Here is an 18,105-nt window from a genome sequence, read left to right as displayed (position 1 = left end):
CTGGGTCGCACTGTGACCACCTCCCCGACTCCGGACCCAGACGCCACGTCCCGCCGTCCCGGCGCGGGGCGGGAGGTGTGGCGTCGGCTCAGCGGTCGGGCCGCCCGCGTGTTCGCCGGCCTGCACCACACCTGGCGTCGCTCCCTGCAGGTGCGGGTGGTCACCATCACCCTCGTGGTCTCCAGCCTGCTGGTGGGCGGCTTCGCCTACCTGATCGCCGGCAACATCACCAGCATCCTGCTGGACAACGCCAAGACCGACGTGCGGCTGCGGCTGACCAGCGGAGCGGAGTACGCGGCCAAGCAGTTCAGCCTCTACAGCCAGCCGCAGGAGGCCCAACTCCAGGAGACCATCGACGGCACGGTCAACTACCTGGCCGGGGGTGACCCCCAGCAGACCAGCGGGGTGGTCGTGGCGCTGACCGCGGACAGTGTCGGCGGCATGATCCTGCCGCGCAGCTCACCCGCGGTGGATTTCCGGCCGTTGATCAGCCCTGAGCTGCGGACGGCGGTGGCCGGGGGCAATGTGGCCAACCAGATCCAGACCGGTCGGCTGACCGGCGATCGGAACACCAAGTACCTGGTGTACGGCTCGCCGGTGCCCACCCGTTTCGGCCAGGTGGAGCTCTACTACTTCGTACCGTTGACCTTGCAGGACGCCACCGCCAGCCAGGCGCGGGCCACCGTGGTGGCCACCGGGGTGGCCCTGGTGCTGCTGCTCGGACTGCTGGCCGCGCTGGTGACCCGGCTGGTGGTGACACCGGTACGGGTCGCGGCCCGCACCGCCCAGCGGCTCTCCGCCGGGCTGCTCGACCAGCGGATGGCCGTCAACGGCGAGGACGATCTGGCCCTGCTGGCGGCCTCCTTCAATCAGATGGCCACCAACCTGCAACGGCAGATCCTGCGGTTGGAGGAGATGTCGCGGTTGCAGCGCCGGTTCACCTCGGACGTCTCACACGAGCTGCGTACCCCGCTGACCACGGTACGGATGGCAGCCGATCTGATCTTCGCCGAGCGGGAGGGGTTCGAGCCCTCCGTGGCCCGCAGCGCGGAGTTGTTGCAGGCCGAGTTGGACCGGTTCGAGGAACTGCTGACCGACCTGCTGGAGATCAGCCGGTTCGACGCGGGCTTCGCCGTCCTGGACGCCGAGCCGACCGACCTGGTGCCGGTGGTGCACCGGGTGGTGGACCGCCTCTCCGGCCTGGCCGAACGGGTCGGTGTGGAGATCGAGCTGGACCTGCCGGCGACCCCGGTGATCGCCGAGATCGACCCCCGCCGGGTAGAGCGGGTGCTGCGCAACCTGGTCGGCAACGCGGTCGAACACGGCGAGGGCAGGCCGGTGCACATCACCCTGGGCATGGACGAGACCGCGGTGGCGGTGACCGTCCGGGATCACGGTGTCGGGCTCAAGCCCGGCGAGGAGAAGTTGGTCTTCAACCGGTTCTGGCGGGCCGATCCCTCCCGGGCCCGGCAGACCGGCGGCACCGGGCTGGGGTTGTCGATCAGCCTGGAGGACGCGCGGCTGCACGGCGGCTGGCTGGAGGCGTGGGGGGCACCCGGGCAGGGTGCCCAGTTCCGGCTGACCCTGCCGGCGCGGGCCGGTGACCGGCTGATCACCTCGCCGCTGCGGCTGGTGCCGGCGGACGCCGCCCTGCCGTTCGGTGCCTCGCCCGCGGAGGACCTGCTGGCCATCGGTCCCGGACCGGACGGGGCCCTGACGGTCGGGCCGGCGACTCCGCCGGCCGCCGAGCAGCGCGCGGAGGTGGGGTCGTGAAGCGGCGGGTGATCAGCGGTGCGCTCGGGGTGGTGCTGGTGTTCACCGGTTGTGGCATTCCGGACCGCTCCGAGGTGCAGACCGAGCAGCGTGGGCCGGCGGCGGAGGCCAGTTGGTCGCTGGGGCGGGGCAGCGAACCGCCGCCCCGGGAGGCCAGCGGAAGCGACGCCGAGGCCTTCGTCCGCAACTTCCTGGCCGCGGCGGCCGGCGAGCCGGACCGGGCCTACGAGCGGGTCAAGCAGTACATCGCGGCCTCCGAACGGGGTGGCCTTCAGGTCAAGCAGGGCAGCGAGGTGGCCCTGTCGGTGGTACGCCTCATCGACGACCCGGTGATCGAGCCGGACGTCGACAGCATGAAGGTCACCATCAGCGTGCAGCAGGTCGGTCTGCTGCGGGCCAACGGCATGCTCGTCCCACCCCTGGCCACCGAGACGACCTACGAGTTCCGCCTGATCAACGCCGGTCCGGCGGGTCAGGACGACGCCGGCTTCTACGTCAGCGAGCCACCGAACATCCTGCTGCTCAGCGACGAGGCCCTGCGCCTGTACTACCAGACCGAATCCATCTACTTCTGGAACTCCGAGCGGACCCGTCTGGTGCCCGACCAGCGGTACCTCTCCTCGGCGGTGCCCGCCGAGCGGCGGGTCAGTGAGGTGGTCCGCTGGTTGACCGCAGGCCCCTCGGACTGGCTGCGGGTCGGCGTCTCCGGGCTGCCCGACCGCACCGAGATGATCAACAATGCCACCGGCTCGGACGGCCGGTGGGAGGTCAATCTCGACATGCCCGGCGCCGACGACGTCCGGTTGGAGCAGTTCGCCACCCAACTGGCCTGGTCGCTGCTGGAGCTGGACGGCATCCTGGAGATCAAGATCCTGAACCAGTCCCGCAAGCTCGTCGACCTGGGCGAGCAGCGCACGGCGAACCAGCTCTACCAGTTGGAGGACAACGGCCGACGCTTCTGCGTGTACGAAGGCGCCGTCCACGCCCTGGCCGTGGCCAACGAGCCGATCGGCCGGGTGCCGGTGGTGGCCGAGGCGAACCGCGGGGTGTTCTCCGCGGGGTTGCGTCGGGCCGGCGACGACGTGCTGGCCGCTCTGGTGGTCGGCGCGTCCGGGGGCCGGCAGCGACTGAGTGTCGGCCGGGGCCGCGAGGTGGTGGAGAGCTTCACGGCCGGCCCCACCCACACCGCGATCGGTCGGCCGGTCTGGTTGCGCACCGACAGCGATCAGCCGGCCGGTCTGGTGGTCGCCGACGGCGAGCTGCACCGCTTCGACGACCGGGCGGTGATGCGCCCGGTGCAGCTCGGCCTGCCGGGTCGGGTCGAGGCGGTGGCCGCCGCCCTGGACGGGCACCGGATCGCCCTGATCGTCGACGGCGCCCTGTACGTGGCCGCCATCAGTTGGGAGGGCGGGGTGCCCACCATCGGGCCGGCCCGACGCCTGACCACCTCCCTGACCCGGTTGACCGCGGTCGACTGGTGGGCCGAAGGCCGGCTGCTGGTGGCCGGGGCCGCCGGTCGGCCGGCGATCTACGACGTCAGTGTCGACGGGGCCCTGGAGACCCGGCTGCGGGACGACGCCGGTGCCGAGGTCACCCACCTGGCCGCCCACCCCGCCACCCCGACCTCCCCGCTGGCCGCCAGCTTCATGTACGAGGCCAACGGGGTCACCTACCGCAACAACCCGTTCGAGCGCATCGTGCGGGAACAGGTCCAGGAGGTCACCGCCCCGCCGACCGGGGTCCGTCCGGGCAATCCCACCGCACCGGTCTTCCTCTACTGAGTCGGCAGTGCTGGGCGGGCTGTGGGCGGATCTGGCCGATCTGGCCCTGCCCACGGAGTGCGCCGGCTGTCGGCAGCGTAGCTCCCGGCTGCGGCAGGGGGTCTGTCCGGAATGTGTGACCGTGTTGCGGGCCCTGCGTCCCGGGGCGGTCCGACCGGTTCCGGCCCCGCTGGGGCTGCCGCCCTGTCACGCCCTGGGCAGCTACGCCGGGCCGTTGCGGGAGACTCTGCTCGCGTACAAGGATCATGGCCGGCACGGTCTGGCCCGGCCCCTGGGAGCGTTGCTGGCCGAGGTCGTGGCCGCCGCGGTCGGATCGGTGCGCCCCCTGGTGCTGGTGCCGGTGCCGGACACCCCGGCGGCGGCCCGGGCCCGCTACGGCGACCATCTGGGGCGGCTGGCCCGGCACTGCGCCCGCAGGCTGGGCGCGGCGGGTTGGCCGGTACGGGTGCAGCGGCCGGTGCAGGCGAGGTCCCGGCCCGATTCGGTCACCCTGGACAGCGCCGGCCGGGCGGCCACCGCTCTGGGGGCCTTCCGGGTCCGGCCGGGTGTCGGCCCGACCCCGCCCGGGGTGACCGTGGTGCTGCTCGACGACATCATCACCACCGGGTCCACCCTCGCCGCGATCAGCCAATTGCTGCGCGTACCAGGAATGTCGCCCTCGGTGGCGGCGGTTCTTGCGGCTACCGAAAAAAGGCACAAGCGGTAACCGATTGTGTTTTCGTTCACCCCTTCGTGTGTGATCTCTGCAAAATTTCCGGCCCGGGTCGGCGGCTGGGGATGACGAGGGAGCAAATAAGAGTTAGCGTTTGCTTGTCGAGGGTAGGAGATCATTAGCCCACCCCGGCGGTGAGAGGAGGCGTAGCCGTATTGACCGGTCGACGCCGAGCGGGACCCCTCCCCGGACGTGCGACCGGAGTTCTCGGAGCAAAGACCGTCCGAACGAGGGAGGTCACGTGGACATCGTGGTCAAGGGCCGTAACGTCGAAGTGCCGGATCATTACCGGGTGCACGTAGCCGAAAAACTGGCGAAGATCGAACGTTACGACCACAAACTTATCCGGGCCGAGGTGGAGCTTTTCCACGAGCGCAATCCGCGCCAGGCCGACCACTGCCAGCGAGTGGAAATCACCTGCTTCTCCCGGGGCCCGGTGATCCGGGCCGAGGCCTGCACGAGCGACTTCTACAGCGCGCTGGACACGGCCATCGCCAAGCTCGACGCCCGCCTGCGCCGCGCCGCTGACCGGCGTCGCGTACACCGGGGCCGCCCGCCGGTATCGGTCGCCGCCGCCACCGCCGGCCTGCCGGTCGCCGACATGTTCTCCGCCGCCCTGAGCGCACCGGGGGCCACCGCGGTCGCCGAACGCGCCGAGGAGGACGAGTACGACGACCAGCCGTGGCACATCGCCCGGGAGAAGGTGCACCCGGCCCAGCCGATGACCGTCGACGAAGCGCTGTTCCAGATGGAACTCGTCGGCCACGACTTCTACCTGTTCCAGGACAAGGAATCCGGTCGCCCCAGTGTCGTCTACCGACGGCACGCCTACGACTACGGCATCATCTCGCTCGACATCTGACCGAGGTCGGCGCGGGTCGGGGCAGCGCCCCGGCCCGCGCCGCGCTCAGGCGCTCAGTCCACCAGTTCGCCGGGGAGCAGCCCGTACACGGTCGAGTCCCGCCGGTCGCCCTCCACGCCGGGTAGCAGGGAGCGCAACAGCCCCTCGTAGCGGAAGCCGGCCCGTTCCAGCACCCGCCGGGAGGCCAGGTTCTCCGGCAGGGTGCCGGCCCACACCCGGGCCAGGCCGACCTGCGCGAAACCCCACCGGGCCAGCAGCCGCACCGCCCGGGTGGCGTAGCCGCGTCCCCGCCACTGCGGGAACAGGCTGTAGCCCAGCATCCCCTGCCCGGCGCGCTGGTCGTGCAGCAGCATGCAGGACCCGGCCACCGTCCCGGAGGCCGCGTCGAGGATGGTCATCGCCGCTACCGTGCCGACCAGCCACTGGTGGGCCGCGCCGAGACCACGCCCGGCGATCTCCTCCCGGGTGGGCGGGCCCGGTGGCACCCGGGAGGACACCACCCCCGGGCTGGTGTTCAGACGGTACATCTCGTCGGTGTCCTCGGGCTCCAGCCGTCGGAGCACGACCACCCCGTCGGTGAGTCGCCCCTCGGGCAGGTCGGGCAGCGGACGGGGGTACGGCCCGGGCGGATCGTCGGCCAGCCGCGCCCAGACCGCCAGGTCGGGCCGGCTGCCACCGGGGCTCAGGCCGCCACCCCGGCGTACCCCCTCGGGTCGGAAACCGGTAGCCACCGCGACCCGCTGGCTGGCCACGTTCTCCAGCCTGGTGAGCAGTTCCAGCCGGTCGATGCCGTCGGAGAAGGCATGTTCGGCCAACGCCCGGGTGGCCGCCGTGGCCACCCCGCGACCCCGCACGCCCGGCAGCACCCAGTAGCCGATCTCGGCCTGCCGCCGCTGTGGCAGCGGGTTACTCAGCCCCACGGAGCCGAGCATCCGGTCGGTGGCCGGATCGGCGACGGCGTACGCGGCACCGCCTGAGGCGGCCAGCGCCGGGGCACTCTCGGTGATCCATCGCCGGGCGTCGGCCTCGGTGTACGGGCGGGGCAGACCGTCCAGGAAACGTTGGGTCACCGGGTCGGCGCAGCCGGCTACGACATCGGCCAGGTCGTCCAGACGGTACGGCCGCAGCCGTACCCCGTGCGCCTCGATGGACTCGGCGGTCATGCCGTCACCCGGCCCGGTCGACCGTTGCCGCGTGCCGCACCGCCGGCTGGGCCAGATCCTCGGCCAGCAGGGCACCGAATCCAGGCGTCGGCCCGGGTGCCACGGTGGTTCAGAAGACCCCGGGCGGTGCCCTCCATGGTGAAGCCGGCCCGCTCGGCGACCCGGCGGGAGGCCAGGTTGCCGACGTGCGCCCGCCATTCGATGCGGGCCAGCCCGAGGGTGGCGAAACCCCAGGTGGCCAGCGCGGCCAGCGCCGCCGTCTGGTAACCCCGGCCCCGGGCATGTGGCGCGGTCATGAAGCCGACGTCGGCGAGCAGGGGATCGGTGGGGGACAGCCGCAGGTCGATCGAGCCGGCGTAGTGATCCTGTTCGTCGGCGATCACATAGTAGGCCGCGGTGCCGCCCGCCCAGCAGTCCTGGCAGTGGATCAGGAAGGACTCGGCCGCCGACCGGTCGTAGGGATCCGGGACGGTGGTCCACCGCAGGGTCTCCGGGTCCTGGCAGGTGATCACCAATGCCGCCAGGTCACGTTCCTCCATCGGACGGAGCCGCAGCTCGCGCCGTGGGGTGCTGGCGAAGATCGTGGGCTGGGGGCGACCGAAGACGGCGGCCCGGCGGGCCTCCAGGGTGCCCGGGCCGGCCGGACCGATCTCGTCGGGGGCCGGTACCTCGCCGGGCAGCAGCGAGCCGAACCACTCGTAGCTGCCGCGTGCCGGGTCGGCCGCGCGCAGCCGCCCCTCGATCCGGAAACCGCTGCGCAGGGCGACCAGCCGGGCGGGGTAGTTGCCGGCGGGGGAGGTCCAGAGCAGCCGGCGCAGGTTCAGCTCCGTGAAGGACCATCGGGCCAGGGCCCGTACGGCGCGTACGGCCACGCCCTGACCGCGCGCCCACGGGGCGGTCCAGTAGCCGATCTCGCTGAGTTGGTGGTCCTGATCGATTCTCTGCAGGTCGCAGGCGCCCAGGAGTCGATCGGTGGCGGGGTCACAGACCGCGAAGGCGGCTGCCGTGCCCTCCGCCCACTGGCGCGAGCGGCCCGCTATGAACCGTTGCGCGTCCTGCGGCCGGTAGGGTCGGGGGACGTCGATCCAGCGCTGGATCTCCGGATCCTGGCAGGCGCGATACAGGTCGTCGGCGTCGGTAGGCCGCCACGGCCGGAGGGCCAGTCCGGCCTCGGTGATCTCCACGGGGTCCATCTGACCCATCGTGCCGGATCGTTCGCCCACGGCGTAACGGGTAAACCGGGCGCGTAGCCTGGAGCGTCGCGCGTTATGTCGGTTTCGCGATGGCCGAGGGTCGCCACCAGTGACCATTGGCCCGATGAAACGCCTACGATGGTTCGAGACTGTCTAGGGGAGCGTTGATCCGTGTCGATTCTGGAAAAGGTCCTTCGCGCGGGCGAAGGGCGCATGGTGCGCCGGCTGAAGGCGATCGCCGCTGCCGTCAACTCGATCGAGGACGACTACGTCAACCTCACCGACGAAGAGCTGAGCGGCATGACCGAGCAGTTCAGGGAGCGGCTCGCCGAAGGCGAGACCCTGGACGACCTGTTGCCCGAGGCGTTCGCGGTCTGCCGGGAGGCGGCGGCGCGGGTGCTCGGCCAGCGACCGTACGACGTCCAGGTGATGGGCGGCGCGGCGCTGCACTTCGGCAACATCGCCGAGATGAAGACCGGTGAGGGTAAGACCCTGACCTCGGTCATGCCGGTCTACCTCAACGCGCTGTCCGGCAAGGGCGTGCACGTGGTCACGGTCAACGACTACCTGGCCCAGCGTGACGCGGCCTGGATGGGTCGGGTGCACCAGTTCCTCGGCCTGACCGTCGGTGTGGTGCTGCCCAACCGCCCGGCCGCCGAGCACCGCGCGGCGTACGAATGTGACATCACCTACGGCACCAACAACGAGTTCGGCTTCGACTACCTGCGCGACAACATGGCCTGGTCGAAGGAGGAGCTGGTCCAGCGGGGCCACAACTTCGCCGTGGTCGACGAGGTCGACTCCATCCTGATCGACGAGGCCCGGACCCCGCTGATCATCTCCGGCCCGGCCGAGCACTCCGCCCGCTGGTACGGCGAGTTCGCCGCCGTGGTGGCCCGCCTCCAGGCCGGCAAGGACGGCGAGGGCGACTACGAGGTCGACTACGCCAAGCGCACCATCGCGGTCACCGAGCGCGGTGTGGCCAAGGTCGAGGACCGGCTCGGCATCGACAACCTGTACGAGTCGGTGAACACCCCGCTGGTCGGCTACCTGAACAACGCCATCAAGGCCAAGGAGCTGTACAAGCGCGACAAGGACTACATCGTCAGCGACGGTGAGGTCTTGATCGTCGACGAGTTCACCGGCCGCATCCTGCACGGTCGCCGCTACAACGAGGGCATGCACCAGGCGATCGAGGCCAAGGAGGGGGTGGAGATCAAGCAGGAGAACCAGACCCTGGCCACCATCACCCTCCAGAACTACTTCCGCCTCTACGAGAAGCTCTCCGGCATGACCGGTACGGCCCAGACCGAGGCGGGCGAGTTCAACAAGGTCTACAAGGTCGGTGTGGTGACCATCCCGACCCACCGGCCGATGGTCCGGCAGGACCGGGCCGACGTCATCTACAAGACCGAGAAGGCCAAGTTCAACGCGGTCATCGAGGACATCGCCGAGCGCCACCAGGCCGGGCAGCCCGTGCTGGTCGGCACGGTCTCGGTGGAGAACTCCGAGATCCTCTCCCAGCTGCTGCGCCGCCGGGGCATCCCGCACTCCGTGCTGAACGCGAAGTTCCACGCCCGGGAGGCGGAGATCGTCGCCCAGGCCGGTCGCAAGGGCGCGGTCACGGTGGCCACCAACATGGCCGGTCGAGGCACGGACATCCTGCTCGGCGGCAACGCCGAGTTCCTCGCCGCCAGCGAGCTGCGCCAGCGTGGTCTGGACCCGGTGGAGAACGCCGAGGAGTACGACAAGGCGATGGAGGAGGTCCTGCCGAAGTGGAAGCAGGCCTGCGAAGCGGAGGCCGATGAGGTCGCCGCCGCCGGTGGGCTCTACGTGCTGGGCACGGAGCGGCACGAGTCCCGACGCATCGACAACCAGCTGCGTGGTCGGTCCGGCCGGCAGGGTGACCCGGGTGAGTCGCGCTTCTACCTGTCGCTTCAGGACGAGCTGATGAAGCGGTTCCGCTCCGGCGCGGTCGAGGCGGTCATGGAGCGCTTCAACATCCCGGAGGACGTGCCCATCGAGTCGAAGATGGTCACCCGCCAGATCAAGAGCGCCCAGGCCCAGATCGAGGGGCAGAACGCCGAGATCCGGAAGAACGTCCTCAAGTACGACGAGGTCATGAACAAGCAGCGCCAGGTGATCTACGCCGAGCGGCTGCGGGTGCTCAACGGAGAGGACCTCTCCGAGCAGGTCCGCAACATGATCGACGACGTGATCGAGGCGTACGTTCAGGGCGCCACCTCGGAGAACTACGCCGAGGAATGGGATCTCGAGCAGCTCTGGACCAGCCTCAAGCAGCTCTACCCGGTGGGCATCACCATCGAGGAGATGGAGGAGGAGGCCGGCGGCTCCCGGGCCGGCATCGACGCCGACTTCCTGGTCTCCCGACTGCGGGCGGACGCGCACGCCGCGTACGACCGTCGGGAGGAGCAGCTAGGCGCCGAGGGCACCCGGCAGCTGGAGCGGATGGTGCTGCTCCAGGTCATCGACCGCAAGTGGCGTGAGCACCTCTACGAGATGGACTACCTCCAGGAGGGCATCACCCTGCGGGCGTACGCCCAGCGTGACCCGGTGGTGGAGTACCAGCGCGAGGGCTTCGCGATGTTCGCCACCATGATGGACGGCATCAAGGAGGAGACGGTCGGCTTCCTCTTCAACCTCGAGGTGCAGGTCAACGAGCCGGAGCCCGAGGCCGAGGAAGTTCAGCTGCTGGACAAGCCGGTGGAGATCCGCGCCAAGGGTCTGGCTCGCGCCCCGCAGCAGCAGGGCCTGCAGTACTCCGCCCCGACCATCGACGGTGAGGCCGGTGCCGGTGGGGTGGCCGTGCAGCGCGACGACCAGCGGGCCCCGGCCCTGGGCATCGGTGGCCCGGTGCCCGGCGCACCGGCGGCTCCCGGGCAGACCGCCCCGGCGGCTCCCCAGCGTCAGGCCGGCGGCCTGCGGGGTGCCGGGGTGGCCTCCAGCACGGCCCGGCAGACGGCGGCCAACGGGCAGGCCTCGGCCGGCAACGGCCCCTCCCGCAACGCGCCGTGCCCCTGCGGCTCCGGCCGCAAGTACAAGCGCTGCCACGGTGCCCCCGGCGGCTCCGCCGACTGAGAGGCACTGAACGAAGCCCCGGCAACCGCGTCAGCGGTGGCCGGGGCTTCGGCGTGCAGGTGCCCCGGTGGTCCATGCAGGCCCCCGTGGTCCACGCAGGCCCCGGTGGTCAGAGGATCCGCAGGTCGGTGCAGAGCCAGGTGCCGCGGCGGTGCTCCAGCCGCAGGGCCATGGCCCAGCTGGCGTCGACGACCCCGGTGAGCACGGCGGCGGCCTCGATGGCGTTCGGACGGGGTTCGCAGACCCGCAGGCGGCGCAGTCGCAGACCGGGGCGGGGGGTGCGGCGCCGCGTCCCGACCGCCCGGGCGCTGCCGCGGGCCAGTTCGGGCAGCAGGTGGGCGCAGCGCGCGGGATCGAGCTGACGGCGCAACTGCACCGGGGGACGGAAGCCGTTGAACACCTCGATGCAGCTGGCCACGAAGCGGTGGGCCACCCGGGTGGCTCCCGGAGTGGCGGTGGTCAGGGCCCCCGGCGGTAGTTGCCGGACCGGATCGCGGCCGGGCCGGGCCGGGGTCGGGCGGACGGTGACCCGCTGGTGGGGTGGGCGGGCCGGGCCGCTGCCAGGGGACCAGTGCGGGGCGGAGAAGAGGTCCAGGGCCAGTTGACCGTCAGCGGGTCCGGGCCATTCGCTGCCCTCGTCGACGAAGGGTGGGTCGTACGCGGGGGCCGGCCGCAGCCGCACCGGGGGTCGGCTGGGCCCAGGTCGCCGGGGATCGATCATCGCCTGCCCTCTACCTCTCAGCGCCAAAACCCTACGTTTGCCTTCGTTTGCTTCCGATAGGCCTCATTCTTGAGCAAGGCAGAGCCCTCGGTCAATGGCTGGAGGGTGATGTGGTTACTCCGGGTCGCGCTCGGCCAGCGGATTGCCACGCACCCACTCGGCGGTCTCCGCGTACTTCTGCTGGATGTACTCCTCCAGCCGGGAGCGCTCGACCCGCCACTGGCCCCGGCCGCCGATCTTGATCGCGGGCAGCTCGCCGCTGCGCACCATGTGGTAGACCTGCGAGTCCGACACGTTCAGCTCGGCGGCCACGTCGGACAGGAGCAGGAACCTGGGCTCCACGAGAACTCCCCGGGTTGGTGTCGTTTGCTTTAGTTTGCCATCGAGGACTGACTTCGAGGCGACCTCTGAGCATGCCATCGGAGATGCCGACTCCGACACACCGGGCCCCGCCGAGCTTCCACCGGGCGGGTCCGGGGTGTATGACGTTCAGGGCGTACGGGTGATCGTGCGCCCTTCGCGGCGGAGTCGCCGACCGGAGCAGAGCGGGAGACCAACGGTGACTGACGAGCTTGTCCGGGTGTACCTGCCGGCGACCGTACCGATGCTGACCATGCTTCCCGAGCACGGCCTGGCCGTGTCGCAGGCGCACGCCGTGACCCCGATGCTGCGCGAGTGGTACGCCGAGGGCGACGAGGAGGAGTTGGAGTACGTGGCCTTCACCCGCGCCGCCCAGGACGCCCTGCAACTGCTCCGCCACGATCCCGCCGCCCCGCGTCGGCGGGTGGTGGTCTCGGCGGACCTGCCCGCCTCGGCGATCGGCCGTGGCGAGGGTGAACTGGGTTCCAGCGTGGTGGAACTGCACGGGGCGGTGCCGGTCAAGGCCGTGGCGGCCCTGCATGTGGACGGTGCCGACGCCGTACCGGATGTCGCCGCCGCGGTGCAGGTGGTGGAGGAGGCCCTGGCCGGCGATCCGGACGCCCAGTTCACGGTCGACGGGGCCGAGGACCACGAGCTTGAGTGGTACGACCCCAGCGAGTTGGATCTCCTGCTGCGCGACGCCACCGACCAGGGGTGACCCTCAGCGCGCCGCGTCGGCCTCGGCGGGGTCGGTCTCCGGGGTCGGGCTCAGGGTGCGGCCGAAGACGATCATGGCGGTGAGGGCACCCACGAACAGCACCCAGATCCCGTTGTCGACCCGGGAGGTGCCCATGGAGGTCTGGGCCACCGCGTCCGCCTCGCTCAGGGCGGCGGCCAGGTCGATCAGGGAACGCCCACCGACCCGGATGATCACCTCGGCGACCAGCAGCAGCAGGCCGGGGCCGGCCCCGGCGATCAGGTACGCCGGCCAGCGCAGGGCGGTGACGGGGGTGTCGCGGCGGGCGGCACGCCGTCGGGCCCAGGTCAGATAGCCGAAGGCCAGGAACCCGGCGAGCAGACCGGCGAGCAGCGACTCCGTACGCGAGACCCAGGTGGCGGCGGTGATCACCGACTGCTGGCTGTCTCCCGCACCGAACAGGTCGAACAGCGGAGCCCGGGCGACACTGAACCCCACGACGAAGACCAGGGTGCCCAGAGCGGCGGAGGCGACGGCACCGACCACCGCGCCGTTGCGGGCACCGGCCAGCGCGCCGCCGATGACCGCCGCGGCGGCGGTCGTACCGGCGATCGTGCGGGTGGTGGTGTTGTCGGCGTAGCTGAGGCTGATGGCCAGGGCAGCGGCGAGCCCGACCAGCAGGCCGGCGCCGACCGCCACCGCGAAGCGCAGGGTGGCCCGATCCCCCCGGCGGGTGACCGGCTCGCCGGCTGCCAGGCCCACCGCGGCACCGGCCACCAGGGCAGCCGAGATCACCCCGGGCAGGGCGAAGGCGGACAGGCTGATCGCGGTGACCCCGGCGGTGGCCGAGCTGATCGCCTCCCGGGTGGACCAGAGCATCGCGGCCAGCCAGCCGGCCGCCAACAGGGCCAGCACCAGGGTGCCCGGCGCGGAGGGCGGCGATCCGGCGGAGTCGTCGGCGGGAAGGGCCTGCTCCTCGGCCGCCGTGGGGTCGGTGGCCTGCGGTCGTTCGGGCTGCGCGGCGGTCGGCCCACCGGGCTGCTTGCTCATGGTCTCCCCTTCGCCGCCGGACCCGGCGACCTGGCCCGGGCACCTCACCGGCAATCCAGCGTACGCGGCCCGGTGGGGGAGGGAACCGACCCCTGCGAATCGCAGAGATGATCTAGCTTCCTTCGGTCTGCCCGGCCCTGTGGGTACGAATCACTGTCAAATCGTCTCAACAGCCTCCAGATCTATGGTGAGGTGCTGGCCGGGGGAGGATCCGGGACAGCTGGGCGTGGAAAGATGGAATCCAGGTCCCGCCAACCCTGGGACCGGCTTCGTCACCGTCGTCGAGATCGCCAGGAGCCCTGATGGACGCCGTGTTCTCCGTACCCGAGCCGCACAACGAGCCGGTGCGCACCTACGAGCCGGGCAGTGCCGAAACCGAACGGCTCCGCCGGCGCCTCACCGAGCTGGCCGCCGAGCAGATCGAGCTGCCGATGACCATCGCGGGCGAGCAGCGGATGGCCGGCGGCGAGTCGATCCAGGTGGTGCAGCCGCACCGGCACGCCCACGTACTGGGGGTCACCGGGCACGCCACCCACGACGACGCCCAGGCTGCGGTCAAGGCGGCCAAGGACGCGGCACCGGAGTGGCGGGCGCTGCCCTTCGAGGAGCGGGCCGCGGTCTTCCTGCGTGCCGCCGAACTCCTCGCCGGCCCGTGGCGCGACACCCTGAACGCGGCCACCATGCTCGGCCAGTCGAAGACCGTTCAGCAGGCGGAGATCGATGCGGCCTGTGAGTTCATCGACTTCCTGCGGTTCAACGTGCACTTCGCCCGCAAGCTGCTCGCCGAGCAGCCGATCTCCTCCCCCGGGGTGTGGAACCGGTTCGACCACCGCCCCCTGGAGGGCTTCGTCTACGCGATCACCCCGTTCAACTTCACCGCCATCGCGGGCAACCTGCCCGCGGCCCCGGCCCTGATGGGCAACACCGTGGTCTGGAAGCCGGGCCCGACCCAGCAGTTCTCGGCGCACTTCACCATGCGGCTGTTCGAGGCGGCCGGCCTGCCTCCGGGAGTGATCAACATGGTCACCGGGCGGGGCGAGGAGGTCTCCGAGGTGGTCCTGGCCGACCCCGACCTGGCCGGCATCCACTTCACCGGCTCCACCCGGGTCTTCCAGCACCTGTGGCGCACGGTGGGCGAGAACATCGCCCGCTACCGGGGCTACCCCCGGCTGGTCGGGGAGACCGGCGGCAAGGACTTCGTGGTGGCGCACTCCAGCGCCGATGTCGACGCCCTGCACACCGCCCTGATCCGGGGGGCCTTCGAGTACCAGGGGCAGAAGTGCTCCGCGGCCTCCCGGGCGTACATCCCCCGGTCGATCTGGGAGGGGGGCCTGCGGGACCGGCTGGCCGCCACCGCGGACAGCCTGACCTACGGCGACGTGACCGACTTCCGCAACTTCGGCGGGGCGGTCATCGACGACAAGGCCTTCGCCCGGCACACCGCCGCCCTGGACCTGGTCTCGAACGACGACAGTTGCCGGGTCATCGCCGGCGGCACCGCGGACGACTCGGTCGGCTGGTTCGTCCGCCCGACGATCTTCGAATGCGACGATCCGGCCCACGAGACCTTCACCACGGAGTACTTCGGGCCGATCCTCGGCGTGCACGTCTTCGACGACAGCCGCTTCGACGAGGTGATCACCCAGGCCGAGTCGATCGCGCCGTACGCCCTGACCGGGTCGATCTTCGCCACCGACCGCCGGGTGGTCGACGCGGTGGCCGAGAAGATGCGGTACGCGGCCGGCAACTTCTACATCAACGACAAGCCGACCGGCGCGGTGGTCGGGCAGCAGCCCTTCGGCGGATCCCGGGCCAGCGGCACCAACGACAAGGCCGGTTCCTGGCTCAACCTGCTCCGGTGGACCTCCCCCCGGACCATCAAGGAGACCTTCGTACCCCCCACCGACCACACCTACCCCCACATGCACTGAGGTGTAAGGAAGGGCCCCTTCTTAACGCCTGGTGCATAGGAAGGGGCCCTTTTTAACACCGCCGCTGCCGGAATGGGGCTCATGGTGGGGTCCGCGCCCGGACCACCGGTGGACCGTCGCGCACCGACAGTGCACATAGGAAACCCCATTGGGTGGCGAAACGGTGAAATCCTGGACGGCGGCCCGGCAAAGTGGCAGCGTGAAGGGCATGGCGGATTCCGGAGTCAACCCCACGGCGGCGGCCCTGCTCGGGCTGCTCCACGAGGGCCCCATGACAGGTGGCCAGTTGATGGCCGCCGCCGAGCGCCGACTGGCGCCGTACTGGTCGATGACCCGCAGTCAGGTTTACCGCGAGTTGCCGGTGTTGGCCGAGAAGGGCCTGGTCCGGCTGGGTAAACCCGGGCCGCGGATGAGCCAACCGTACGCGATCACGGCAGCGGGAAAGCGGACCTTCTCCCGATGGTTGGCCGAGGACCCGGGGCGGGACACCATCCGCAACCCGATCGCCCTGCGGATCGCCTTCGGGCAGCTGCACTCCGCGACCCAGCTGAAAAGCCTCCAGGTCGCGGCGAACGAATACCACACCGAAGCCCTGGCCCGGGTACGCGAGCAGGTCAAGAACGCGCGCAAGGAAGGCGACATGTACGACGCCAGCGCGCTGGAGTTCGCCGTGGCGTACCACAAGGCCGCCCTCTCCTGGCTCAAGAGCGCACCCGTCGGCAGCTGATCAGTTCCTGTTTTGGCTCGGAGTGCGGGGCTCGCAAGCTCACTCCTCCTCCGAGCAGTACCCTTGTCTGTCGTGACAGCTGCCGATTACGCCGACCAGCTCAAGGATCTCGACGCCACCCTGCGCAACATCGAGGCGGTGCTCGACCTGGACCGCCTGCGGGCGGACAAGGCTCGCCTGGAAGAGCAGGCCTCCGCCCCGGATCTGTGGGACGACCAGGCCCGGGCCCAACAGGTGACCTCGCAGCTGTCGTACGTCAACGGCGAGATCGACAAGCTGGGTAGCCTGCGCGCCCGGCTCGACGACGCCAATGTGCTGCTGGAACTGGCCGAGGCGGAGGCCGACTCGGGAGTGCTCTCCGAGGTCGAGTCGGAGGTCGCCGGGCTGACCAAGGCCATCCAGGAGATGGAGGTCCGCACTCTGCTCTCCGGCGAGTACGACTCCCGGGAGGCCCTGGTGGCCATCCGCGCGGGTGCCGGTGGGGTGGACGCGGCGGACTTCGCGGAGATGCTGCTGCGGATGTACCTGCGCTGGGCGGAGCGGCACGGCTACCCGACCGAGGTCTACGAGACCTCGTACGCCGAGGAGGCGGGCCTGAAGTCGGCCACCTTCACGGTGAAGGTGCCCTACGCCTACGGCACGCTGAGCGTGGAGTCCGGCACCCACCGGCTGGTTCGGATCAGCCCCTTCGACAACCAGGGACGCCGGCAGACCAGTTTCGCCGGTGTCGAGGTGCTGCCGGTGGTGGAGCAGACCGACCACATCGACATCCCCGAGAACGAGATGCGGATCGACGTCTACCGTTCGTCCGGGCCGGGTGGGCAGAGCGTCAACACCACCGACTCGGCGGTACGGATCACCCACATTCCCACCGGCATCGTGGTGACCTGCCAGAACGAGAAGTCGCAGCTGCAGAACAAGGCCTCCGCCCTGCGGGTGTTGCAGGCCCGGCTGCTGGAGCGCAAGCGCCAGGAGGAGCAGGCCAAGATGGCGGGCCTGAAGACCGACGCGGCGGGCTCGTGGGGCGACCAGATGCGCTCGTACGTGCTGCACCCGTATCAGATGGTGAAGGATCTGCGTACCGAGCAGGAGACCGGCAACCCCAGTGCGGTCTTCGACGGCGAACTCGATTCCTTCATCGAGGCCGGTATCCGCTGGCGCAAGCAGCAGCAACTCGCCGGCGACACTGCGTGACCGATCGTGGGCGGAGTGCGTCATCGATCTCCACATGACGTGCGGGATCAATGACTCACCCCGCAATCGCGGGGCGTAGGACTTGGCACGACAGTTACACGGCGTAGACTCACCACCCGTGATTCAGCTTGAGCAAGTGACGAAGACGTACCCGAAGGCGTCGCGGCCTTCGCTCGACAACGTGTCCGTGTCGATCGACAAGGGCGAGTTCGTCTTCTTCATCGGCCCATCCGGCTCCGGCAAGTCCACGATCATCAAGATGCTGCTGCACGAGGTGACCCCCAACAAGGGTCGAGTCGTCGTCAACGGCAAGGACGTCACCTCGATGCGGTCCTGGAAGCGTCCACACTTCCGCCGCTCGATCGGCTGCGTCTTCCAGGACTTCCGGCTGCTGCCCAACCGCACCGCGTACGAGAATGTGGCTTTCGCGCTCGAGGTGATCGGCAAGACCAAGGCGGTGGCCCGCCGGGTCGTGCCGGAGGTGTTGGAGCTGGTGGGGCTCGGTGGCAAGGAGCACCGCTACCCGCACGAGCTCTCCGGTGGTGAGCAGCAGCGTGTGGCGGTGGCCCGGGCGTTCGTGAACCGTCCCCTGATCCTGTTGGCCGACGAGCCGACCGGAAACCTGGACCCGGACACCTCCATCGAAATCATGCGACTGCTGGACCGGATCAACCGCACCGGCACGACCGTCGTGATGGTCACGCACGACTCCAACATCGTGAACCAGATGCGCCGCCGGGTCATCGAGATCGAGAGCGGCCGCATCGTCCGCGACCAGGCCCGCGGCGTCTACGGGTGACCTGGCGAACCCAGCGCACCCCGATCTGACGACGAACACCTCA

At 70.4% G+C, this 18,105-nt stretch carries 15 protein-coding genes; 10 read left to right on the top strand and 5 right to left on the bottom strand.

Annotated features, from left to right (window positions below; genetic code table 11):
* The first annotated feature begins 12 nt into the window (after positions 1-12).
* The 4 genes from mtrB (at position 13) to hpf (ending at position 5,128) form a co-directional block, all read left to right on the top strand.
* Positions 13-1,773: an MtrAB system histidine kinase MtrB gene (gene mtrB, locus ACGFIK_RS03605; RefSeq protein WP_393337496.1), complete on the top strand. Its 1,761-nt coding sequence runs from the start codon at positions 13-15 to the stop codon at positions 1,771-1,773.
* Positions 1,770-3,554 (top strand): LpqB family beta-propeller domain-containing protein, encoded by a 1,785-nt coding sequence (locus ACGFIK_RS03600; protein ID WP_393337493.1) that lies wholly within the window; start codon positions 1,770-1,772, stop codon positions 3,552-3,554. The genes mtrB and ACGFIK_RS03600 overlap by 4 nt, the downstream gene beginning before the upstream one ends.
* A gap of 7 nt (positions 3,555-3,561) precedes the next feature.
* The gene (locus ACGFIK_RS03595) at positions 3,562-4,260 is read left to right on the top strand and encodes a ComF family protein (RefSeq protein ID WP_327022603.1); all 699 of its coding nucleotides are present in this window, start codon (positions 3,562-3,564) and stop codon (positions 4,258-4,260) included.
* A gap of 247 nt (positions 4,261-4,507) precedes the next feature.
* Positions 4,508-5,128, top strand: coding sequence for a ribosome hibernation-promoting factor, HPF/YfiA family (hpf, locus tag ACGFIK_RS03590; RefSeq protein WP_327022602.1), 621 nt, complete (start codon positions 4,508-4,510; stop codon positions 5,126-5,128).
* A gap of 53 nt (positions 5,129-5,181) precedes the next feature.
* Here hpf and ACGFIK_RS03585 read toward each other — a convergent pair whose 3' ends face one another.
* Positions 5,182-6,291: a GNAT family N-acetyltransferase gene (locus tag ACGFIK_RS03585; RefSeq protein ID WP_327022601.1), complete on the bottom strand. Its 1,110-nt coding sequence runs from the start codon at positions 6,289-6,291 to the stop codon at positions 5,182-5,184.
* Positions 6,288-7,484, bottom strand: a complete 1,197-nt coding sequence (locus tag ACGFIK_RS03580; protein ID WP_393337488.1) for a GNAT family N-acetyltransferase — start codon at positions 7,482-7,484, stop codon at positions 6,288-6,290. The genes ACGFIK_RS03585 and ACGFIK_RS03580 overlap by 4 nt, the downstream gene beginning before the upstream one ends.
* A gap of 171 nt (positions 7,485-7,655) precedes the next feature.
* On the opposite strand from ACGFIK_RS03580, the gene secA reads away from it, so the two are divergent.
* Positions 7,656-10,583, top strand: coding sequence for a preprotein translocase subunit SecA (gene secA / locus ACGFIK_RS03575; protein WP_327022599.1), 2,928 nt, complete (start codon positions 7,656-7,658; stop codon positions 10,581-10,583).
* Positions 10,584-10,692: 109 nt separating this feature from the next.
* Here secA and ACGFIK_RS03570 read toward each other — a convergent pair whose 3' ends face one another.
* Positions 10,693-11,304: an Rv3235 family protein gene (locus ACGFIK_RS03570; RefSeq protein WP_327022598.1), complete on the bottom strand. Its 612-nt coding sequence runs from the start codon at positions 11,302-11,304 to the stop codon at positions 10,693-10,695.
* Positions 11,305-11,418: 114 nt separating this feature from the next.
* Complete coding sequence (locus tag ACGFIK_RS03565; RefSeq protein ID WP_327022597.1) at positions 11,419-11,646, bottom strand: helix-turn-helix domain-containing protein; 228 nt, start codon at positions 11,644-11,646, stop codon at positions 11,419-11,421.
* 217 nt (positions 11,647-11,863) lie between these two features.
* On the opposite strand from ACGFIK_RS03565, the gene ACGFIK_RS03560 reads away from it, so the two are divergent.
* Positions 11,864-12,382: a DUF6912 family protein gene (locus ACGFIK_RS03560; RefSeq protein ID WP_327022596.1), complete on the top strand. Its 519-nt coding sequence runs from the start codon at positions 11,864-11,866 to the stop codon at positions 12,380-12,382.
* Positions 12,383-12,385: 3 nt separating this feature from the next.
* On the opposite strand, the gene ACGFIK_RS03555 is transcribed toward ACGFIK_RS03560, so the two are convergent.
* Positions 12,386-13,411: a hypothetical protein gene (locus tag ACGFIK_RS03555; protein WP_327022595.1), complete on the bottom strand. Its 1,026-nt coding sequence runs from the start codon at positions 13,409-13,411 to the stop codon at positions 12,386-12,388.
* 302 nt (positions 13,412-13,713) lie between these two features.
* Between ACGFIK_RS03555 and pruA the strand changes: the two genes are divergently transcribed.
* The 4 genes from pruA (at position 13,714) to ftsE (ending at position 18,062) form a co-directional block, all read left to right on the top strand.
* Positions 13,714-15,342 carry an L-glutamate gamma-semialdehyde dehydrogenase gene (gene pruA / locus ACGFIK_RS03550; protein ID WP_327022594.1) on the top strand — a complete coding sequence of 543 codons (1,629 nt, stop codon included), beginning with the start codon at positions 13,714-13,716 and terminating at the stop codon, positions 15,340-15,342.
* Between the two features lie 208 nt (positions 15,343-15,550).
* Positions 15,551-16,069, top strand: coding sequence for a PadR family transcriptional regulator (locus tag ACGFIK_RS03545; RefSeq protein ID WP_327022593.1), 519 nt, complete (start codon positions 15,551-15,553; stop codon positions 16,067-16,069).
* Positions 16,070-16,141: 72 nt separating this feature from the next.
* Positions 16,142-17,263, top strand: a complete 1,122-nt coding sequence (gene prfB / locus ACGFIK_RS03540; protein WP_393337481.1) for a peptide chain release factor 2 — start codon at positions 16,142-16,144, stop codon at positions 17,261-17,263.
* A 118-nt stretch (positions 17,264-17,381) separates the two neighbouring features.
* The gene (ftsE, locus tag ACGFIK_RS03535; protein WP_013731749.1) at positions 17,382-18,062 is read left to right on the top strand and encodes a cell division ATP-binding protein FtsE; all 681 of its coding nucleotides are present in this window, start codon (positions 17,382-17,384) and stop codon (positions 18,060-18,062) included.
* Positions 18,063-18,105: the final 43 nt, after the last annotated feature.

It is taken from the genome of Micromonospora sp. NPDC048871 (assembly GCF_043198155.1).
Classification (GTDB): domain Bacteria; phylum Actinomycetota; class Actinomycetes; order Mycobacteriales; family Micromonosporaceae; genus Micromonospora.
Note: the sequence above shows the minus strand (reverse complement) of the source record. Positions and strands in the feature narration are given on the sequence as shown.